A 15,405-nucleotide genomic window follows, 5' to 3' on the forward strand; every position below is an offset into this window, starting at 1 on the left:
TAACGCCTTGACCGGATGGCCGCCCTGCACGTCGCGCGCCGCGCGCGCTTCCATCTCGGCCCGCTCTTCGCGCGACCGGTCCGGCACCGGGTTGTGGACACGCTCGAGCGCACGCTGCATCGCGAGCGGATAGTTCTGGTTGCCGGCCGACGTCGCGCGATAGCCGGCGCGCGTCATCTGCATCAGTTGCGCGTCGGTTTCGGCACGTGCCGCCGACCAGCTCGATAGTGAGGCATTCGATCCGCCGTAGGTCACGGCAGACTGAGCGAAACTGACAGCGGGCAGCGCAACGAGTGCGCAGGAAAGTACAGCAACGGGAACGAGGGATCGCATAGTGGCCTCCAGGTGGTTGTCCCCGCATCGATCGTGTTCGACGATGCGTTGAAACCATCGTATGACGCGCCGCATTCCGCATGAATAGCCGAATCTGCAATTGATATTTTCGGCTTCGAAATCCGGTGCGCAGGCCGCGTCACGCGCGAATCCCGCCCAACAGGAATTTCTTTATTTCATTCAACGCCCTGATCGCATTTGTTCAGACGATCCGCAGCAGCGCACGTAGCGCTTTTTCAATTTCCGAAATGACGTGTTGCCGATGCGATCGCGGCTCGCGCACCTGCCGGCAGCGCTTCCGGCGTGATATCGCGCGTGCGGATACCTCACTCGCCGACCCGATCGAATCGAACGGTTCCTGTGATTCAGGACAAGTCATCGCATCCGGATTGCCGGATTGCGACACGACGCGCACAGCGAGGACGCGCGATAATCATGCATCGGCCGTTTCGCACGGCACCTCATGCATTCCCCTTTTTTATCGAGTCCTTCCATGGCTGCCCTCGACACCACCGCCATCCACAGTTGGCACGCGCACGTCTATTTCGATGCGGCCAGCCGCGACGCGGCCTGGGCGTTTCGCCAGGTCGTCGACGAACGGTTCGGCGCGGTCATCGAACTCGGCCGCTTTCACGAACGCCCCGTCGGCCCGCACCCGGCCTGGTCGTACCAGATCGCGTTCGACGCCGCGCGCTTCGACGACATCGTGCCGTGGCTCGTGCTGAATCACGGCGCGCTCGATATCTTCCTGCATCCGAATACGAACGACGAACTGCGCGACCATCGCGATTGCGCGGTGTGGATCGGCAAGTCGTATGAGCTGAATCTCGACGCGCTGGCCGGATAAGGGCCGGCACGCGGCCGCCTGCGTCGCGGCGACATCCACGTTTCGGGTCAACGTGAAACGTCCCGCGGAGGCGCGCCCATACAGTGGGTTCCGTTATCGATGCTTCCGGAACCCGCCATGTCACACGCCCACGCCGAGGCCCGGCACATTTATGAAGGCTGGCACGCGGCCGTCGTCGCGCGCGACGTCGATGCGCTGATGGCGCTGTATGCCGACGACGCGGTGCTCGAAACGCCGCTGATCGTCGTCACGCTGCCCGATCACGGCTCCGGCGTGCTGCGCGGCAAGGCCGCGATCGGTGCATTCTTCGCGGCGGGCCTGCGCAACCCGGGCAACCGGCTCGGGCGCTGGTACCGCACCGGGCTGTTCTTCTCGAACGGCCGCCAGCTCACGTGGGAATATCCGCGCGCCACGCCGGACGGCGACCAGGTCGATCTCGTCGAGGTGATGGATCTGCGCGACGGGCTGATCGCGCATCATCGCGTGTACTGGGGATGGGTCGGCTTTCTCGCGCTGCGAGCCGCCGCACCGGCGCCCGACCGCGCATGACGGCCGCCACGCCGAACCGCGCCGCGGCCCGCCGCGCGCTCGCCGCGACCTGCGTGAGCTACACGCTCGTGCTGCTCGACGCGTCCATCGTCAACGTCGCGCTCGTCGACATCGCCCACACGTTCGGCAGCCGCGTGGCCGGCCTGCAGTGGATCGTGAACGCGTACACGCTCGCGTTCGCGAGCCTGCTGATGACGGGCGGCACGCTCGGCGACCGGCTCGGCGATCGCGACGTCTATGTCGCGGGGCTCGCGGTATTCGTCGCTGCGTCGGCGTTGTGCGGCGTCGCGCCGAACCTTCCGGCGCTCGCGATTGCCCGCGCGCTGCAGGGCGTCGGCAGCGCGATGCTGGTGCCCTGCTCGCTCGCGCTGCTCAACCGCGCCTTCCCCGAACCGGCCGCGCGCGCGTCGGCGATCAGCCTGTGGATGGGCTGCGGCGGCATCGCGATGGCATCGGGCCCGTTGATCGGCGGCCTGCTGATCCATCTGTTCGGGTGGCGCAGCCTCTTCTTCGTGAACCTGCCGCTCGGGCTTGCCGGCATCTGGCTCGGCCGCACGGTCGCACGCGCCGACGGCGACGCCTCGCGGCATTTCGACTGGGGCGGCCAGGCCGCGGCCATCGTCGCGATCGCAGCGCTGATCGGCACGCTGATCGAAGGCCCGTCGCTCGGCTGGCACTCGGCGCCGATCGGCGGCGGCGCGATAGCGAGCGCCGTCGCGTGGATCGCGTTCATCGCGATCGAAGCGCGCCGCCGCGAACCGATGCTGCCGCTCGCGTTCTTCCGCAACCGGCTGTTCGCGGGCTCGACGTTCGTATCGATGGCGTCGGCGTTCGTGTTCTACGGCCTGCTGTTCGTGCTCAGCCTGTTCTATCGGCAGATCCGCGGCGCGAGCCCGCTCGACACGGGGCTCGCATTCCTGCCGATGACCGCGATGGTCGCGCTCGGCGGGCTGTGTTCGGGGACGCTGGTTGCGCGCTTCGGCGCGCGCGGCTCGATGTGCGCGGCATTCGCGCTCTATGCGGCCGGCGCACTCGGCATGACGGGTATCGGTGCGACGACGCCCGCGTGGCTCGCCGTCGCGCCGATGCTCGCGATCGGCTTCGCGTCGGGATTCATCTCGCCAGCCGCGACGTCACCGGCGCTCGGGACGATCGACCGGCGCCGTGCCGGCGTGGCGGCGGCCGCGCTGAACGCAGCGCGGCAGAGTGGATCGGCGCTCGGTGTGGCGATTTTCGGCGCGTGCATCGCTACGCTGCAGCCGTTTCCGGCGGCGATGCGGGTGGCGCTCGGCATCGCGACCGGATTGTCGGCGCTCGCCGCAACGATGTGGTGGATCACGGCACGGCCGGCACCGGCACCCGGCGAAACGGCCGCGCAGTTGCGGACCGCCACGCACCGCTAGAGCAGGCTCTGGCAGACGCGCCGGCTACTCATCGCCTTGGGGTCAGTGCAGCCTGCCGCTCACGCGACATACATCGCGACACTGACGAACTGGCACAGGCTCCCGGCCAGCACGAACAGATGCCAGATGCCGTGCCCGTGGCGGATGCGTTCGTCGTTGATGAAGAAGTAGATCCCCGCGCTGTAGATCAACCCGCCGGCCAAGAGCCACGCGGTACCGACCGGCGGCAGCGCATGGATCAGCGGACGCACCGCGACGAGCGCGAGCCAGCCCATCGCCACGTACAGGATCATCGACAGCAGGCGTGTGCGCCGCCCGAGCGTCAGCTCCTGCACGATGCCGAACACGGCCAGCCCCCAGCTCACGCCGAACAGCGACCAGCCCCACGGGCCGCGCAGCGTGACCAGCGTGAACGGCGTATAGCTGCCGGCGATCAGCAGGTAGATCGCCGAGTGGTCGCACTTCTGCAGGATCGCTTTCAGGCGCGGATTGCGCACGCTGTGATACAGCGTCGAGATTGCGTAGAGCAGGATCAGCATCGCGCCGTACACGCTGAAGCTCACCACCTTGTACGGATCGCCTTCGAGCGCGCCCATCGTCACGAGCGCCACGAGACCCGCCACCGACAGCACCGCGCCGACGAGATGGGAAATGCTGTTGAAACGCTCACCGACATGCACGACGTGTTCTCCTGCGGGTCCATCGGGAAAAATGAACCCTATGATACCGGCCGGCGGGTTTTGCCGTGCTGCGCACCGGCAAACGACGCGGCGATTCCCGCGGCATGCGCGCTGCCGGCCCGCCAAAGAAAAAGCGCCGCGAAATCCTTCGCGGCGCTTCCCTGTCGATCACCGAACTGCCGTGGCGGTGCGGCTCAACAGCACTTCCCCGCTCCCGACCCATACCGCGCATTCTGACGCTCGCGGAAGAATTCCTCGTACGTCATCGGCTCGCGGTCCGGATGGGTCGCGCGCATGTGCGCGACGTAGGTGTCGTAGTCGGGCAGGCCGACCATCAGCCGCAACGCCTGCCCGAGGTAACGCCCCGCGCTGCGCAGGTCGCTGCCAAGATCGCTGAACATCGCGGCCTCCCCTTAACGTCCGCTGCCGAGCGCCTGCGCGGCCGGCATGGCTTCGTACGGCGTCTCGCGCACGGTCGGCTTCGACTCGCGGCGCGCGCGCAGCACGGCGATCACGCCGTACACCGCGATCGCCACGACGACGAAGATGAACAACCCGGCCAGCGCCGCATCGATGTAGTCGTTGAAGATGATCCGCTTCATCTGCGCGATCGACTTCGCCGGGGCAAGCACCTTGCCTTCGTCCACCGCAGCCTGCAGCTTCGCGGCGTGCGCGAGGAAGCTGACCTTCGGGTTCGCGTCGAAAATCTTCTGCCAGCCGGCGGTCAGCGTGCAGATCAGCAGCCACACGGTCGGCACGATCGTCACCCACGCATAGCGCTCGCGCTTCATCTTGAACAGCACGACGGTGCCGAGCACCAGCGCGATCGCGGCAAGCATCTGGTTCGAGATGCCGAACAGCGGCCACAGCGTGTTGATGCCGCCGAGCGGATCGACCACGCCCTGGTACAGGAAGTAGCCCCACGCGGCCACGCACAGTGCGGTCGCGACCAGGTTCGCGGGCAGCGACTCGGTGCGCTTGAGCGCCGGGTGGAACGTGCCGAGCAGGTCCTGCAGCATGAAGCGGCCTGCGCGCGTGCCGGCGTCGACGGCCGTCAGGATGAACAGCGCCTCGAACAGGATCGCGAAGTGATACCAGAACGCCATCATCGCTTCGCCGCCGATCACCTGGTGCAGGATGTGCGCCATGCCGACGGCCAGCGTCGGCGCGCCGCCCGCACGCGCGATGATCGTCGTTTCACCGACGGCCTTCGCGGTCTGCGTCAGCATGTCGGGCGTCAGCACGAAGCCCCATTGCGTGACGGTGTTGGCCACCGCTTCCGGCGTCGTGCCGAGCACGGCGGCCGGTGCGTTCATCGCGAAGTAGATGCCCGGCTCGATCACGCTCGCGGCGACCAGCGCCATGATCGCGACGAACGATTCCATCAGCATCGCGCCGTAACCGATGAAGCGCGCGTTGGTTTCGTTGTCGATCAGCTTCGGCGTCGTGCCCGACGAGATCAGCGCGTGGAAACCCGACACCGCGCCGCACGCGATCGTGATGAACAGGAACGGGAACAGGCCGCCCGACCACACGGGGCCCGTGCCGTCGACGAACTTCGTCAGCGCGGGCATCTTCAGTTCCGGTGCGACGACCAGGATGCCGATCGCGAGGCCGAGGATCGTGCCGATCTTCAGGAAGGTCGACAGATAGTCGCGCGGCGCGAGCAGCAGCCACACCGGCAGCACCGAGGCGACGAAGCCGTAGCCGATCAGGATCCACGTGAGCTGGGTGCCCGTGAACGTGAACCACGCGGCGAGCGTCGGCGAATCGTGCACGTGCTGGCCGAACGCGATCGATGCCATCAGCAGCACGAAGCCGATGATCGACACTTCGCCGATGCGGCCCGGACGGATGTAGCGCGTATAGACGCCCATGAACAGTGCGATCGGAATCGTCGCGGCGACGGTGAACGTGCCCCACGGCGAATTGGTCAGTGCCTTCACGACGATCAGCGCGAGCACCGCGAGGATGATCACCATGATCAGGAACGCGCCGAACAGCGCGATCACGCCGGGCACCGTGCCGAGCTCCATCTTGACGAGATCGCCGAGCGAGCGGCCGTCGCGGCGCGTCGAGATGAACAGCACGATGAAGTCCTGCACCGCACCGGCGAACACGACGCCGGCCAGGATCCACAGCATGCCGGGCATGTAGCCCATCTGCGCGGCGAGCACGGGCCCGACGAGCGGGCCGGCGCCGGCGATCGCGGCGAAGTGATGGCCAAACAGCACGTACTTGTTGGTCGGCACGTAGTCGAGGCCGTCGTTGTACTTGACGGCCGGCGTCATCCGCAGCCCGTCGAGCTGCATGACCTTGCTGGCGATGAAACGGCTGTAGAAGCGATACGCGATCAGATACACGCAGACTGCGGCGATCACGATCCAGAGGGCACTGACGCGCTCGCCGTGTGCGAGTGCGATCGTGCCGAACGCGAACGCGCCGAGCAGCGCGACCGCAATCCAGAGCAGGGTACTGGAAGCCCGATTCATGGCGTCTCCTGGTCTCCAATGTGGTTTTAGATGGCATGCGGCGAGGGTGCCGCATGCACGTGACGTCGATGCGTCGTGCCACGGTCTCGCTGAGACCGGGGCGATGGGCCGTAGTATTCCGTGCGACCGGGGCGGCTTACAAGCGGTTAACTACGTATGCGGAGCTACGTAGAATTACGTAGATGCGTGCGCAACGTTCGGGTGGAAGGGTCGACTTGCATGACTGCGTTCCTTGCCTGCTATGTCCACGCCGCTCATGTTTCCGTCGAAACGACCGGTTCGTCTCGGCGAGTGTAGGGCGGACGGCGCTCCCGGGCAAAGGCGGGGGCCGTGGGTCACGATACTTTGAAAGTTCCGCTCGCGCGAATTAAGATCGTTTGGCGCTCGACGCCACGCCCATTCATCTCTTGATCAACCTTTGACCATCCGTCATGTACTTCACTCGACTTGCCGTTTCGACGCTCGCCGGCTTCTGCGCCCTGTTCTCTGCGAATGCGCTGGCGGAGGCCACGCTGCATCTTGACGTCGAAGCAGCCCGTGTCGACGAGAATTCGCCGCACGTGTCCCTGCTTGTGAAGGTCACGGACACCGACGCGAGCAAGGACAACTTCGGCCAGGTGACCGGGACGTCGCTCCCCCCGCCAGGCACTTGCATTGCACGGTTCGACGGTGACGAACAGCACCGGGTGGGGCCATGTGCTGCGGTTCATGTCCGCGAGAACGGGCGCCCGGTCAAGACGGTCAACGTGCGCGTTCTGGATACGCATGGCGATCATAACTGGATGGTCTTGACGTGGAATTCCGAATTCGCGGTTCCACGTTCGCAGCGATCGGTCCAAATGATCGTGGGCGTGGCCAACGGCTGGTATTCCAATAATCCGGAAGAAGCGTTCCCGTTCGGCAATTTCCCATCGTTCGATCCCGCGCGCCCCTACAACTGGCTCTATCAGCGCGCCGATCGGGCGCTCAACGACAACTACCGACGCATTCTTTCCGGCTACGCAAAAAACAACGATGAGGCTCAGGCTCGGAGTTTGCGCGTTGAGGAGCGCATTTGGGTCGACCACAAGGAGGACGAGTGTCGCGATTCAGGCGAGCCCGAGCGCTGCCGCTGGTTGGCGACTGAAGATCGTGTGGACATGATTCTCCACGGCAACTAGCCATCTCGCCGTCACGCACCGGCTTCCACGCGCGTCGCCATACAAAACGGCCGGCAACGAATGGGCCGGCCGCCGGTGCGAAACGAATCAATCCCGCGGCGCGCGCGGCCGCCGTCTCGGCCGGCCACGCCCATGCGGTGTGCGGCGCTACGACTGCCGTTCGGCCGCCACAACCGGTTCCGCCCGGTTGTCGCGCGCGCCGCTTGTCGCCGCCGGCTTCTCCCAGAACGTCGCGTTTTTGATGCCGAGCGCGGCCGGATCGAACGACGGCTCGCGTCCCGCGCGCTTCTGCGCTTCGTAATCGCGCAGCGCCTTGCGCGCCGGTTTCTGCAGCAGCAGGATCGCGACGATGTTCAGCCACGCCATCAACCCGACGCCAATGTCGCCCAGCGCCCACGCGACGCTCGCGCTCTTCACCGCGCCGTACAGCGTGGCGAGCAGGATCACCCCGCGCAGCACGAATGTGCCGGCGGCACTGCTGCGCGCACGGCTCAGGTACGCGACGTTGGTTTCCGCGATGTAGTAGTAGGCCAGGATCGTAGTGAACGCGAAGAAGAACAGTGCCATCGCGACGAACGCCGCACCGAAGCCCGGCAACACCGATTCGACGGCCATCTGCGTATAGCCGGGGCCGGCCTCGATGCCGGCCGCGCCCGAGAACAGCGCGCGACCGCTCGGCGCGACCACGTTGTACGCGCCCGTGATCAGGATCATGAAGCCGGTGGCCGAGCAGACGAACAGCGTATCGACATAGACGGAGAACGCCTGCACGAGCCCCTGTTGCGCCGGGTGCGTCACTTCGGCGGCAGCCGACGCGTGCGGGCCCGTGCCCTGCCCTGCTTCGTTCGAATAGACGCCGCGCTTCACGCCCCACTGGATCGCCATGCCGAGCACCGCGCCGAAGCCGGCCTCGAAGCCGAACGCGCTTTCGAACACCAGCTTGACGACGCCCGGCAGGCGCTCGATGTCGAGCGCGATCACGACGCACGCGATCAGGATGTAGCCGAGCGCCATGAACGGCACGACGATTTCCGCAACGCGCGCGATCCGCTTCACGCCACCGAAGATGATCAACCCGAGCAGCAGCACGAGTACCGCGCCCGTGACGGGCTTCGCGATGCCGAAGGAATTCTCGATCGCGGACGAGATCCCGTTCGCCTGCACGCCCGGCAGCAGCAGCCCGCACGCGAGCACGGTGGCAATCGCGAACGCGACCGCATACCAGCGGATGCCGAGCCCCTTCTCGATGTAATACGCGGGGCCGCCGCGATACTGCCCTTCGCGCCGCACCTTGTAGATCTGCGACAGCGTCGATTCGACGAACGCGGTGCTCGCGCCGAGGAACGCGACGAGCCACATCCAGAACATCGCCCCGGGGCCGCCGAACGTGATGGCCGTCGCGACGCCCGCGATGTTGCCGGTGCCGACGCGCCCCGACAGCGACATCGCCAGCGCCTGGAACGACGACACGCCTTCCGCTGACGCCTTGCTGCCACGCATCAGGCGCAGCATCTCGATGAAGTGGCGCACCTGCGCGAAACGCGTGCGCAGCGAAAAGTACAGCCCCGCGGCAAGACAGAGAAAGATGAGCGCGGGGCTCCAGATGACACCGTTGAGCGAATCGACGAGTTGTTCCATGAGGCGTTTCTGTTGAAGGCTGGATGACGCGTGGCGGAGGGTCGGATCCGTTACGCGAGCGCGCGGGAGTCACGACTACGGACAGATCCGAATGATCTTTCATTTATATTACATGCCTTACGATTACATTCGGAGTCGGGATGTCCCCCAAGCGGCGCGCGACGAGCCCGGGCGGCGTTGCAACGGCGTTCGCGACAATCGGGCAGCACGCCGCCCGGTGGGCGCGCCGAACGCATCGGCCCCGCGCAGCCCTGCGCCCGAACAACATTGATCCCGGCCGGCGCGCACCGTACAGTGTTCGCCTGCCTCGATACCGGAACCGCCATGCCGATCGGATTTCATAAAATGCACGCGAACGGCGACGACTTCGCGATCGTCGACCTGCGCGGCGCCACGCATGCCATCGACGGCCGCCTTGCCCGGCAAATGGGCGACCGGAAGCGCGGCATCGGCTTCAACCAGCTCGCGGTCGTGTCGGACTGCGACGACGCAGCGGCCCGCGTCGCGTTCTGGAACGCCGACGGCTCGCCGCTCGACACCTGCGGCAGCGCGACGCGCGGCGTCGCGTGGCAACTGATGCGGGAAACCGGCCTGTCGTCGCTCGTGCTGCGAACGCCCCGCGGGTATCTCGTGTGCTCGGCGGAGGCGAACGGCCAGATCACCGTCGAAATGGGCACGCCGCTCACCGGCTGGCGCGACGTGCCGCTTGCCGAGGCACTCGATACCCTCGCGCTGCCGCTGCCCGGCGCGCCGGCCGCGTGCAACATGGGCAATCCGCATTGCACGTTCTTCGTCGACGACCTCCGTGCGATCGATGTCGCGGCGCTCGGCCCGGCCATCGAAACGCATCCGCTGTTTCCGCAGAAAACCAACGTGCATTTCGTTCAGGTCATCGATCGCACGCATATTCGCCTGCGCATCTGGGAGCGCGGCGGCGGCGTGCCACTCGGTTCGGGATCGTGTTCGTGCGGGGCGGTCGTCAATGGCATCCGGCGCGGGCTGCTCGACGACATCGTGCGAGTCGAGTGCGACGGCGGCGACGTCACCGTTCAATGGAGCGGCACCGGCAGCGTGCTCCTGAGCGGGCCGGTTACGTTCGGGTTCAGCGGGGTGTGGCTGTCATGACCGACGACGCACAGACTTTCCGCGCGCTGCGCCCGCGCCTGCAGAAGATCGCGTACCGGATGCTCGGCTCCGTCGCGGACGCCGAAGACATCGTGCAGGACGTGTGGCTGCGCTGGCACGAAGCGGCGCGCGACAGTATCGAGAATACCGAGGCATGGCTCGTCTCGGTCACGACCCGGACGTCGATCGACCGCCTTCGCGCGGCGAAGATCCGGCGCGAGCACTACACGGGTATCTGGCTGCCCGAGCCGGAATTCGGCGAATCGCCTGCGACGCCCGAGGAAATGACGGAGCGCGCGGACGACGTGTCGGTCGCGTACCTGCTGCTGCTCGAACGGTTGACGCCGGAAGCGCGCGCCGCCTTTCTGCTGCGCGAAGTGTTCGATGCCGACTACGACGAGATTGCCGACGCGATCGGCAAATCCGAAGCGGCGTGCCGGCAGCTCGTCAGCCGCGCGAAAGCGCAGTTGCGTGACGACGACAGGCCGCGCCACATCGTGCCGCGTGAAACGCACCGGCAACTGCTGCAGACCTTTTCGCATGCGCTCGCACAAGGCGATTTTCCGTCGATCCAGGCGCTCCTCGCCGAAGACGCGATGCTGATCGGCGACGGTGGCGGCAAGGTCCAGAGTTTCCCGAAGCCGATGGTCGGCGGTCGCCGCATCGCGCAGCTGTTCTACGCGACCTGGTTGCGCTGCGGCAGCGGCGTCGAAATGCGTCCTGTCGTGCTGAACGACGAGTGGGCGATGCTGCGCTTCATCGCCGGTCAGCTCGAATCCGCGATGGCGTTCGAAACGGACGGCACGCGCATCGTCCGGATTCTCGTGCAGCGCAACCCGGACAAGCTCGCGCGCATCGCCGCCGTGTGCGGTGCCGGCTAGCACCTGACGATCGATGGGCTGAAACCCGGGGCGCGCGCCGTGCACCTCCGCTCGATGCGGCATTGGTGCAGCGCGCGCAACACGATGCGTCCCTCTGCGTGGCTACCGCGCGCCGCCACGCGCTCCTAAGATGATTTCGCGCGGCACCCTGCCGCCCCATGACACCCGCCGAGCGCGGGCAAGCCTCTTCGTCGCCAGGAGAAATCATGACGCAGCGTCTCAACTACATGCATCAATCGCCGGAGCTGTTCAAGCAATTCCTCGAACTCAGCAACTTGCTGCGCAGCAGCGCGATCGAGGAATCGATCCGTGATCTCGTGTCGGCGCGCGCATCGCAACTCAACGGCTGCGCATTCTGCCTCGACATGCACGTTAAGGAAGCTCGCCTTCACGGCGAGCGCGAACTGCGCCTTCACCATCTCGCGACGTGGCGCGAATCGACGCTGTTCTCGCCGCGCGAGCGCGCCGCGCTGGCGTGGACCGAAGTGCTGACGAAACTGCCCGAGCACGGCGTGCCGGACGACGTCTACGATCGCGTACGCGGCCAGCTCTCCGAGAAGGAATTGTCGGACCTGACGTTCGAAGTGATGGCGATCAACGGCTGGAACCGCGCCAATGTCGCGTTCCGAACCGTACCGGGTTCGGCCGACAAGGCCTACGGCCTCGACAAGGCGAATCTCGCCTGACGCCCGCGCCCGGCTACGGGCCGCCGCCCTCCTTCACCGCCGGCTGCCTGCCGGCGGTATCACTGGAATCCCTCCGATGATTCGCTTGAAACATGCCATCGCGTCCGCGCTCGTCGTCGCGGCCGCTTCCGCCGGCGCCGTCCATGCGGCGCCTGCTGCCATCGTCACCCCGCTGATGACGAAGCCGCTCGCCGAATACCCGGGCAAGGAAGCCGAGATGATCTCGGTCGAATATCCGCCCGGCGCGGTCGACCCCGTCCACCGTCACCACGCCGATGCGTTCGTCTATGTCGTGGAAGGCTCGATCGTGATGCAGGTGAAGGGCGGCGAGCCCGTCACGCTGAAACCGGGCCAGACGTTTTATGAGGGGCCCGACGACCTGCACACGGTCGGACGCAACGCGAGCCAGACCCGGCCCGCGAAGTTCATCGTGCTGCTGTTGAAGGACAAGGGAGCGCCCGTGCTCGTGCCGGAAAAATAACCGGCCCGCCCGCCGCCGCGTCCCTTTTTCAAAAAATGCGGCGGACGGTGTCACAGGCGGCAATGCTGAAACGTCTAGTCGCATATGGAAACCACGATTCCAGCGCCTCCATGTCAGATACCTCCATCCGCCGCCCTGACGCCGACGATCCGTTTGCACGCAGCTTCTCGACCTGCTACGCCGGTGTCGTCACCTTCCTGGCCGTCGTCACCGAAGGCAGCTTCGCCCGCGCCGCCGATCGCCTCGGCGTCGGCCGCTCGTCGGTCAGCCGCCACGTGCAGCGGCTCGAGGACCGGCTCGACGCGCGCCTGTTCCAGCGCACGACGCGCAGCATGTCGCTGACGCGCGAAGGCGAGCTCTTCTATGAAAACTGCCGGCCCGGCATCGAACATCTCGCGCAGGCGCTCGACGACATGCGCGAATTGCGCAGCGGCCCGCCGAGCGGACACCTGCGGATCGGCTCGACGCCGGGCTTCGGCCGCAAGATCATCGCGCCGCTGCTGCGCGATTTCCATGCGCAGTATCCGGACATCACGCTCGAGCTGCTGCTGAACGACCGGCCGGCCGATTTCTCCGCCGACCGCATCGACGTCGAGTTTCGCGACGGCCGCATGGAGGACAGCGCGATCGTCGCGCGCCAGCTGATTCCGATGCAGATGATCGTCTGCGCGTCGCCGTCGTACGTGCACCGGCACGGCTTGCCGCGTCACGTGGACGAGCTTGCGCAGCATCGCTGCATCAACCTGCGCACCGCGTCGGGCCGCGTGACGGAATGGGAATTCAAGGTCGACGGGCTGACCCAGCAGCGCCAGCTCGCCGCGCATCACACCTTCAACGACATGGATCTGGTCGTACGCGCGGCGCTCGACGGGCTCGGCATCGCGCAACTGCCCGCGTACCAGGTGTGCGACCTGCTCGCCGACGGGCAACTGGTGAGCTGCCTCGGCCAGCACGCGCCGGACGACGGCGGACACTATCTCTGTTACCTGAGCCGCAAGCACCTGCCGACACGCATACGCGTGTTCATCGACTACATGATCGAACAGACGCGCGCGCGCGACCTGCAGTGCCTGACGACGATGACCACGATGACGACGACGGCGCCGCTGGAGACGGTCGATTGATGCATTCGGAACAACATCGTGAGCCCCTGCGGGGCTCTACCGGATCGCGCGGCGTTTGCCTACGATGCGGGCTGGTCGAACGGCGTGCGGACTTCGTGGTGCGCCATTCGGCAAGGTGCCGGCGCACGCGCGCGAATGCGCTGCGCGCCGGCTTCGACCGGTTCAAGCGGCGGGCATCTCGCGCGCCCATTCAAGGAGAGCAATCGTGAAGATCGTCGTGATTGGTGGTACCGGCCTTATCGGCAGCAAAGTCGTCAGGAACCTGATCGCGCGCGGCCACAACGCCGTTGCGGCAGCACCGTCGACAGGTGTCGATACGATCACGGGCGCGGGACTGGGCGACGCGCTGGCAGGCGCGGACGTCGTGGTCGATCTCGCGAATTCGCCGTCGTTCGAGGAAGCGGCCGTGAAGGCATTCTTCGAGACGTCGGGGCGCAACCTGTTCGCCGCTGAACGCGCGGCGGGCGTGCGCCATCATGTCGCGCTGTCGGTGGTCGGTACCGACCGCCTGCAACAAAGCGCGTATTTCCGCGGCAAGATCATTCAGGAAGACCTGATCCGCTCAGCAGGCGTGCCGTACACGATCGTGCGCTCGACGCAGTTCTTCGAATTCGTCGGCGCGATCGCACAGGCGAGCGCCGAAGGCGGCACCACGCGGCAAACCACCGCGTTCTTCCAGCCGATCGCATCGGACGACGTCGCGGCCGCCGTCACCGATGTCGCGCTCGACGCACCGCGCAACGGCATCGTCGAAATCGGTGGCCCCGATCGGGTGCGGATCGCCGACCTGGTCGAGCATTTCCTGAAGGTCACGCACGACCCGCGCACGGTCGTCAGGGACGCGGGCGCCGATTACTTCGGCGCGATGCTGCAGGACGACACGCTCGTGCCCGGGCCCGGTGCGCGCCTCGGTGCGACGACTTTCGGCGTATGGTTCCAAAAAAACCAGCCCGCGCGCTGAGCCGCAGCGCAGGATCACGTACGCCATGACGCCGCTGCGCCCGCCGCCGCTCTCGCTGCTCGACAAGTATCGCGGGCGGGAACCGCAGACGCTCTATTCGACGACGGTGACCGTCACGGGTGGGGCGGCGGAGCACGGCCGCGCGTCGGGCGTTGCGCGTTCCGACGACGGTCGTCTCGATGTGGAGCTGCGCCTGCCGTCCGCGCTCGGCGGGCCGGGCGACGGCCCGAATCCGGAACAGCTGTTTGCCGCGAGCTATGCGGCGTGCTTTCACGGTGCGCTGAGCCTGCTCGCCGCGCGGGCCGGCGTGTCGATCGCCGGCGCTTCGGTCCGCGCATCGGTCGACTTCTGCCGCGATCCGGTGGATGGGCTGTTCATGCTGAGCGCGAACATTCGCGTGCGGCTGCCGGGCGTCGAGCGCACGGTGGCGGAAGAACTCGTCCGCAATACGGAACGCTTCAGCCCTTATACGAAGATGGCGCACGAAGGTATCAGCCACGTCGTGGCGCTCGCGCCGCCGGACGATCCATCGAGCAGCTGATCACGGACGGGACGCCCGGCGCATCGCGCGCCGGGCCGTGCAAGTCAGCGCTTGCTCACTGCTTTTCGTCGATCTTCTTCGGCTTCGGCGGCGACGGCACCTTCGCGTACTGGAACGCCGGCGTCGCCTTCAGCGCGTCCTTCGTCGCACCCGGCAGGTAGATGTTGCCCTTGCGCACGTCGAGCGACGCGATCGGCACCGCGACGTCGTGCGCGGCCACGCCGAGGAAGCCGCCGGCCGACACGATCGCGGCCGATACCGAGCCGTCCGGCGCGACGATCAGGTCGCGCACGGTACCGACCTTCTGGTTGTCGTCGTTGTACACGGCCTTGCCGAGCACGCTTTTCTTCACGCTCCAGCCTTCGAGCAGCGCCTGCGATTGCTCGACGGTCACGCTGATCGGCTGCGCGCCCGCGATCTGCGCGTGCGCGCTGACGCTCGAGGCGAGGATGGTTGCTGCGATGAGGGTCTTGTAGAAAGCCATGCTGTTATGTACTCCGGTGA

Annotated in this window: 17 protein-coding genes; 11 read left to right on the forward strand and 6 right to left on the reverse strand. The window is 66.6% G+C overall.

From position 1 onward, the window contains the following. Positions 1 to 333 (reverse strand): hypothetical protein (locus G3O00_RS10515; RefSeq protein WP_206142909.1); only part of this gene is annotated, 333 nt, incomplete at its 3' end. 493 nt (positions 334 to 826) lie between these two features. Between G3O00_RS10515 and G3O00_RS10520 the strand changes: the two genes are divergently transcribed. From G3O00_RS10520 to G3O00_RS10530, 3 genes are all read left to right on the forward strand, one after another. Next, complete coding sequence (locus tag G3O00_RS10520) at positions 827 to 1,180, forward strand: DOPA 4,5-dioxygenase family protein (RefSeq protein ID WP_206142910.1); 354 nt, start codon at positions 827 to 829, stop codon at positions 1,178 to 1,180. Between the two features lie 117 nt (positions 1,181 to 1,297). Next, positions 1,298 to 1,729: a nuclear transport factor 2 family protein gene (locus G3O00_RS10525; RefSeq protein WP_206142911.1), complete on the forward strand. Its 432-nt coding sequence runs from the start codon at positions 1,298 to 1,300 to the stop codon at positions 1,727 to 1,729. After that, positions 1,726 to 3,132 carry an MFS transporter gene (locus tag G3O00_RS10530; RefSeq protein ID WP_206142912.1) on the forward strand — a complete coding sequence of 469 codons (1,407 nt, stop codon included), beginning with the start codon at positions 1,726 to 1,728 and terminating at the stop codon, positions 3,130 to 3,132. The genes G3O00_RS10525 and G3O00_RS10530 overlap by 4 nt, the downstream gene beginning before the upstream one ends. A 59-nt stretch (positions 3,133 to 3,191) precedes the next feature. On the opposite strand, the gene G3O00_RS10535 is transcribed toward G3O00_RS10530, so the two are convergent. The 3 genes from G3O00_RS10535 to G3O00_RS10545 form a co-directional block, all read right to left on the reverse strand. Beyond that, positions 3,192 to 3,812 (reverse strand): hemolysin III family protein, encoded by a 621-nt coding sequence (locus G3O00_RS10535; protein ID WP_206142913.1) that lies wholly within the window; start codon positions 3,810 to 3,812, stop codon positions 3,192 to 3,194. 194 nt (positions 3,813 to 4,006) lie between these two features. After that, positions 4,007 to 4,213: a YbdD/YjiX family protein gene (locus G3O00_RS10540; protein WP_011353713.1), complete on the reverse strand. Its 207-nt coding sequence runs from the start codon at positions 4,211 to 4,213 to the stop codon at positions 4,007 to 4,009. Positions 4,214 to 4,225: 12 nt separating this feature from the next. Beyond that, positions 4,226 to 6,304, reverse strand: coding sequence for a carbon starvation CstA family protein (locus tag G3O00_RS10545; protein WP_174934734.1), 2,079 nt, complete (start codon positions 6,302 to 6,304; stop codon positions 4,226 to 4,228). A 431-nt stretch (positions 6,305 to 6,735) separates the two neighbouring features. Between G3O00_RS10545 and G3O00_RS10550 the strand changes: the two genes are divergently transcribed. Next, positions 6,736 to 7,464, forward strand: coding sequence for a lysozyme inhibitor LprI family protein (locus G3O00_RS10550; protein WP_206142914.1), 729 nt, complete (start codon positions 6,736 to 6,738; stop codon positions 7,462 to 7,464). Positions 7,465 to 7,611: 147 nt separating this feature from the next. Here the strand turns inward: G3O00_RS10550 and G3O00_RS10555 are convergent, their stop codons facing one another. Further along, a complete protein-coding gene (locus G3O00_RS10555; RefSeq protein ID WP_206142915.1) occupies positions 7,612 to 9,102 on the reverse strand; it encodes an alanine/glycine:cation symporter family protein in 1,491 nt (496 codons plus the stop codon). A gap of 324 nt (positions 9,103 to 9,426) precedes the next feature. Between G3O00_RS10555 and dapF the strand changes: the two genes are divergently transcribed. The 7 genes from dapF to G3O00_RS10590 all read left to right on the forward strand — a co-directional run bounded on the left by dapF (position 9,427) and on the right by G3O00_RS10590 (position 14,901). Next, a complete protein-coding gene (gene dapF, locus G3O00_RS10560) occupies positions 9,427 to 10,227 on the forward strand; it encodes a diaminopimelate epimerase (RefSeq protein WP_206142916.1) in 801 nt (266 codons plus the stop codon). Continuing rightward, on the forward strand, positions 10,224 to 11,108 hold the full coding sequence (locus G3O00_RS10565) for an RNA polymerase sigma-70 factor (protein WP_011353709.1): 885 nt from the start codon (positions 10,224 to 10,226) through the stop codon (positions 11,106 to 11,108). The genes dapF and G3O00_RS10565 overlap by 4 nt, the downstream gene beginning before the upstream one ends. A 206-nt stretch (positions 11,109 to 11,314) precedes the next feature. After that, the gene (locus G3O00_RS10570; RefSeq protein WP_011353708.1) at positions 11,315 to 11,794 is read left to right on the forward strand and encodes a carboxymuconolactone decarboxylase family protein; all 480 of its coding nucleotides are present in this window, start codon (positions 11,315 to 11,317) and stop codon (positions 11,792 to 11,794) included. Positions 11,795 to 11,870: 76 nt separating this feature from the next. Then, positions 11,871 to 12,275: a cupin domain-containing protein gene (locus G3O00_RS10575; protein WP_011353707.1), complete on the forward strand. Its 405-nt coding sequence runs from the start codon at positions 11,871 to 11,873 to the stop codon at positions 12,273 to 12,275. A gap of 110 nt (positions 12,276 to 12,385) precedes the next feature. Continuing rightward, a complete protein-coding gene (locus tag G3O00_RS10580) occupies positions 12,386 to 13,399 on the forward strand; it encodes a LysR family transcriptional regulator (RefSeq protein ID WP_041493144.1) in 1,014 nt (337 codons plus the stop codon). 205 nt (positions 13,400 to 13,604) lie between these two features. After that, the gene (locus G3O00_RS10585) at positions 13,605 to 14,360 is read left to right on the forward strand and encodes an SDR family oxidoreductase (protein ID WP_206142917.1); all 756 of its coding nucleotides are present in this window, start codon (positions 13,605 to 13,607) and stop codon (positions 14,358 to 14,360) included. Positions 14,361 to 14,385: 25 nt separating this feature from the next. Further along, on the forward strand, positions 14,386 to 14,901 hold the full coding sequence (locus G3O00_RS10590; protein ID WP_011353704.1) for an Ohr family peroxiredoxin: 516 nt from the start codon (positions 14,386 to 14,388) through the stop codon (positions 14,899 to 14,901). Positions 14,902 to 14,956: 55 nt separating this feature from the next. On the opposite strand, the gene G3O00_RS10595 is transcribed toward G3O00_RS10590, so the two are convergent. Then, on the reverse strand, positions 14,957 to 15,385 hold the full coding sequence (locus G3O00_RS10595; protein ID WP_174934723.1) for a PRC-barrel domain-containing protein: 429 nt from the start codon (positions 15,383 to 15,385) through the stop codon (positions 14,957 to 14,959). Positions 15,386 to 15,405 lie beyond the last annotated feature (20 nt).

The organism is Burkholderia sp. Ac-20384, assembly GCF_017104605.1.
Classification (GTDB): Bacteria; Pseudomonadota; Gammaproteobacteria; order Burkholderiales; family Burkholderiaceae; genus Burkholderia; species Burkholderia lata.

What these genes read in the sequence shown, in the direction of transcription:
- G3O00_RS10570 (WP_011353708.1), top strand. Translation starts at nt 11,315, where the DNA reads ATGACGCAGCGTCTCAACTACATGCATCAATCGCCGGAGCTGTTCAAG.
- G3O00_RS10555 (WP_206142915.1), bottom strand. Translation starts at nt 9,102, where the DNA reads ATGGAACAACTCGTCGATTCGCTCAACGGTGTCATCTGGAGCCCCGCG.
- G3O00_RS10520 (WP_206142910.1), top strand. Translation starts at nt 827, where the DNA reads ATGGCTGCCCTCGACACCACCGCCATCCACAGTTGGCACGCGCACGTC.
- G3O00_RS10530 (WP_206142912.1), top strand. Translation starts at nt 1,726, where the DNA reads ATGACGGCCGCCACGCCGAACCGCGCCGCGGCCCGCCGCGCGCTCGCC.
- G3O00_RS10580 (WP_041493144.1), top strand. Translation starts at nt 12,386, where the DNA reads ATGTCAGATACCTCCATCCGCCGCCCTGACGCCGACGATCCGTTTGCA.
- dapF (WP_206142916.1), top strand. Translation starts at nt 9,427, where the DNA reads ATGCCGATCGGATTTCATAAAATGCACGCGAACGGCGACGACTTCGCG.
- G3O00_RS10590 (WP_011353704.1), top strand. Translation starts at nt 14,386, where the DNA reads ATGACGCCGCTGCGCCCGCCGCCGCTCTCGCTGCTCGACAAGTATCGC.
- G3O00_RS10540 (WP_011353713.1), bottom strand. Translation starts at nt 4,213, where the DNA reads ATGTTCAGCGATCTTGGCAGCGACCTGCGCAGCGCGGGGCGTTACCTC.
- G3O00_RS10525 (WP_206142911.1), top strand. Translation starts at nt 1,298, where the DNA reads ATGTCACACGCCCACGCCGAGGCCCGGCACATTTATGAAGGCTGGCAC.
- G3O00_RS10575 (WP_011353707.1), top strand. Translation starts at nt 11,871, where the DNA reads ATGATTCGCTTGAAACATGCCATCGCGTCCGCGCTCGTCGTCGCGGCC.
- G3O00_RS10550 (WP_206142914.1), top strand. Translation starts at nt 6,736, where the DNA reads ATGTACTTCACTCGACTTGCCGTTTCGACGCTCGCCGGCTTCTGCGCC.
- G3O00_RS10595 (WP_174934723.1), bottom strand. Translation starts at nt 15,385, where the DNA reads ATGGCTTTCTACAAGACCCTCATCGCAGCAACCATCCTCGCCTCGAGC.
- G3O00_RS10545 (WP_174934734.1), bottom strand. Translation starts at nt 6,304, where the DNA reads ATGAATCGGGCTTCCAGTACCCTGCTCTGGATTGCGGTCGCGCTGCTC.
- G3O00_RS10565 (WP_011353709.1), top strand. Translation starts at nt 10,224, where the DNA reads ATGACCGACGACGCACAGACTTTCCGCGCGCTGCGCCCGCGCCTGCAG.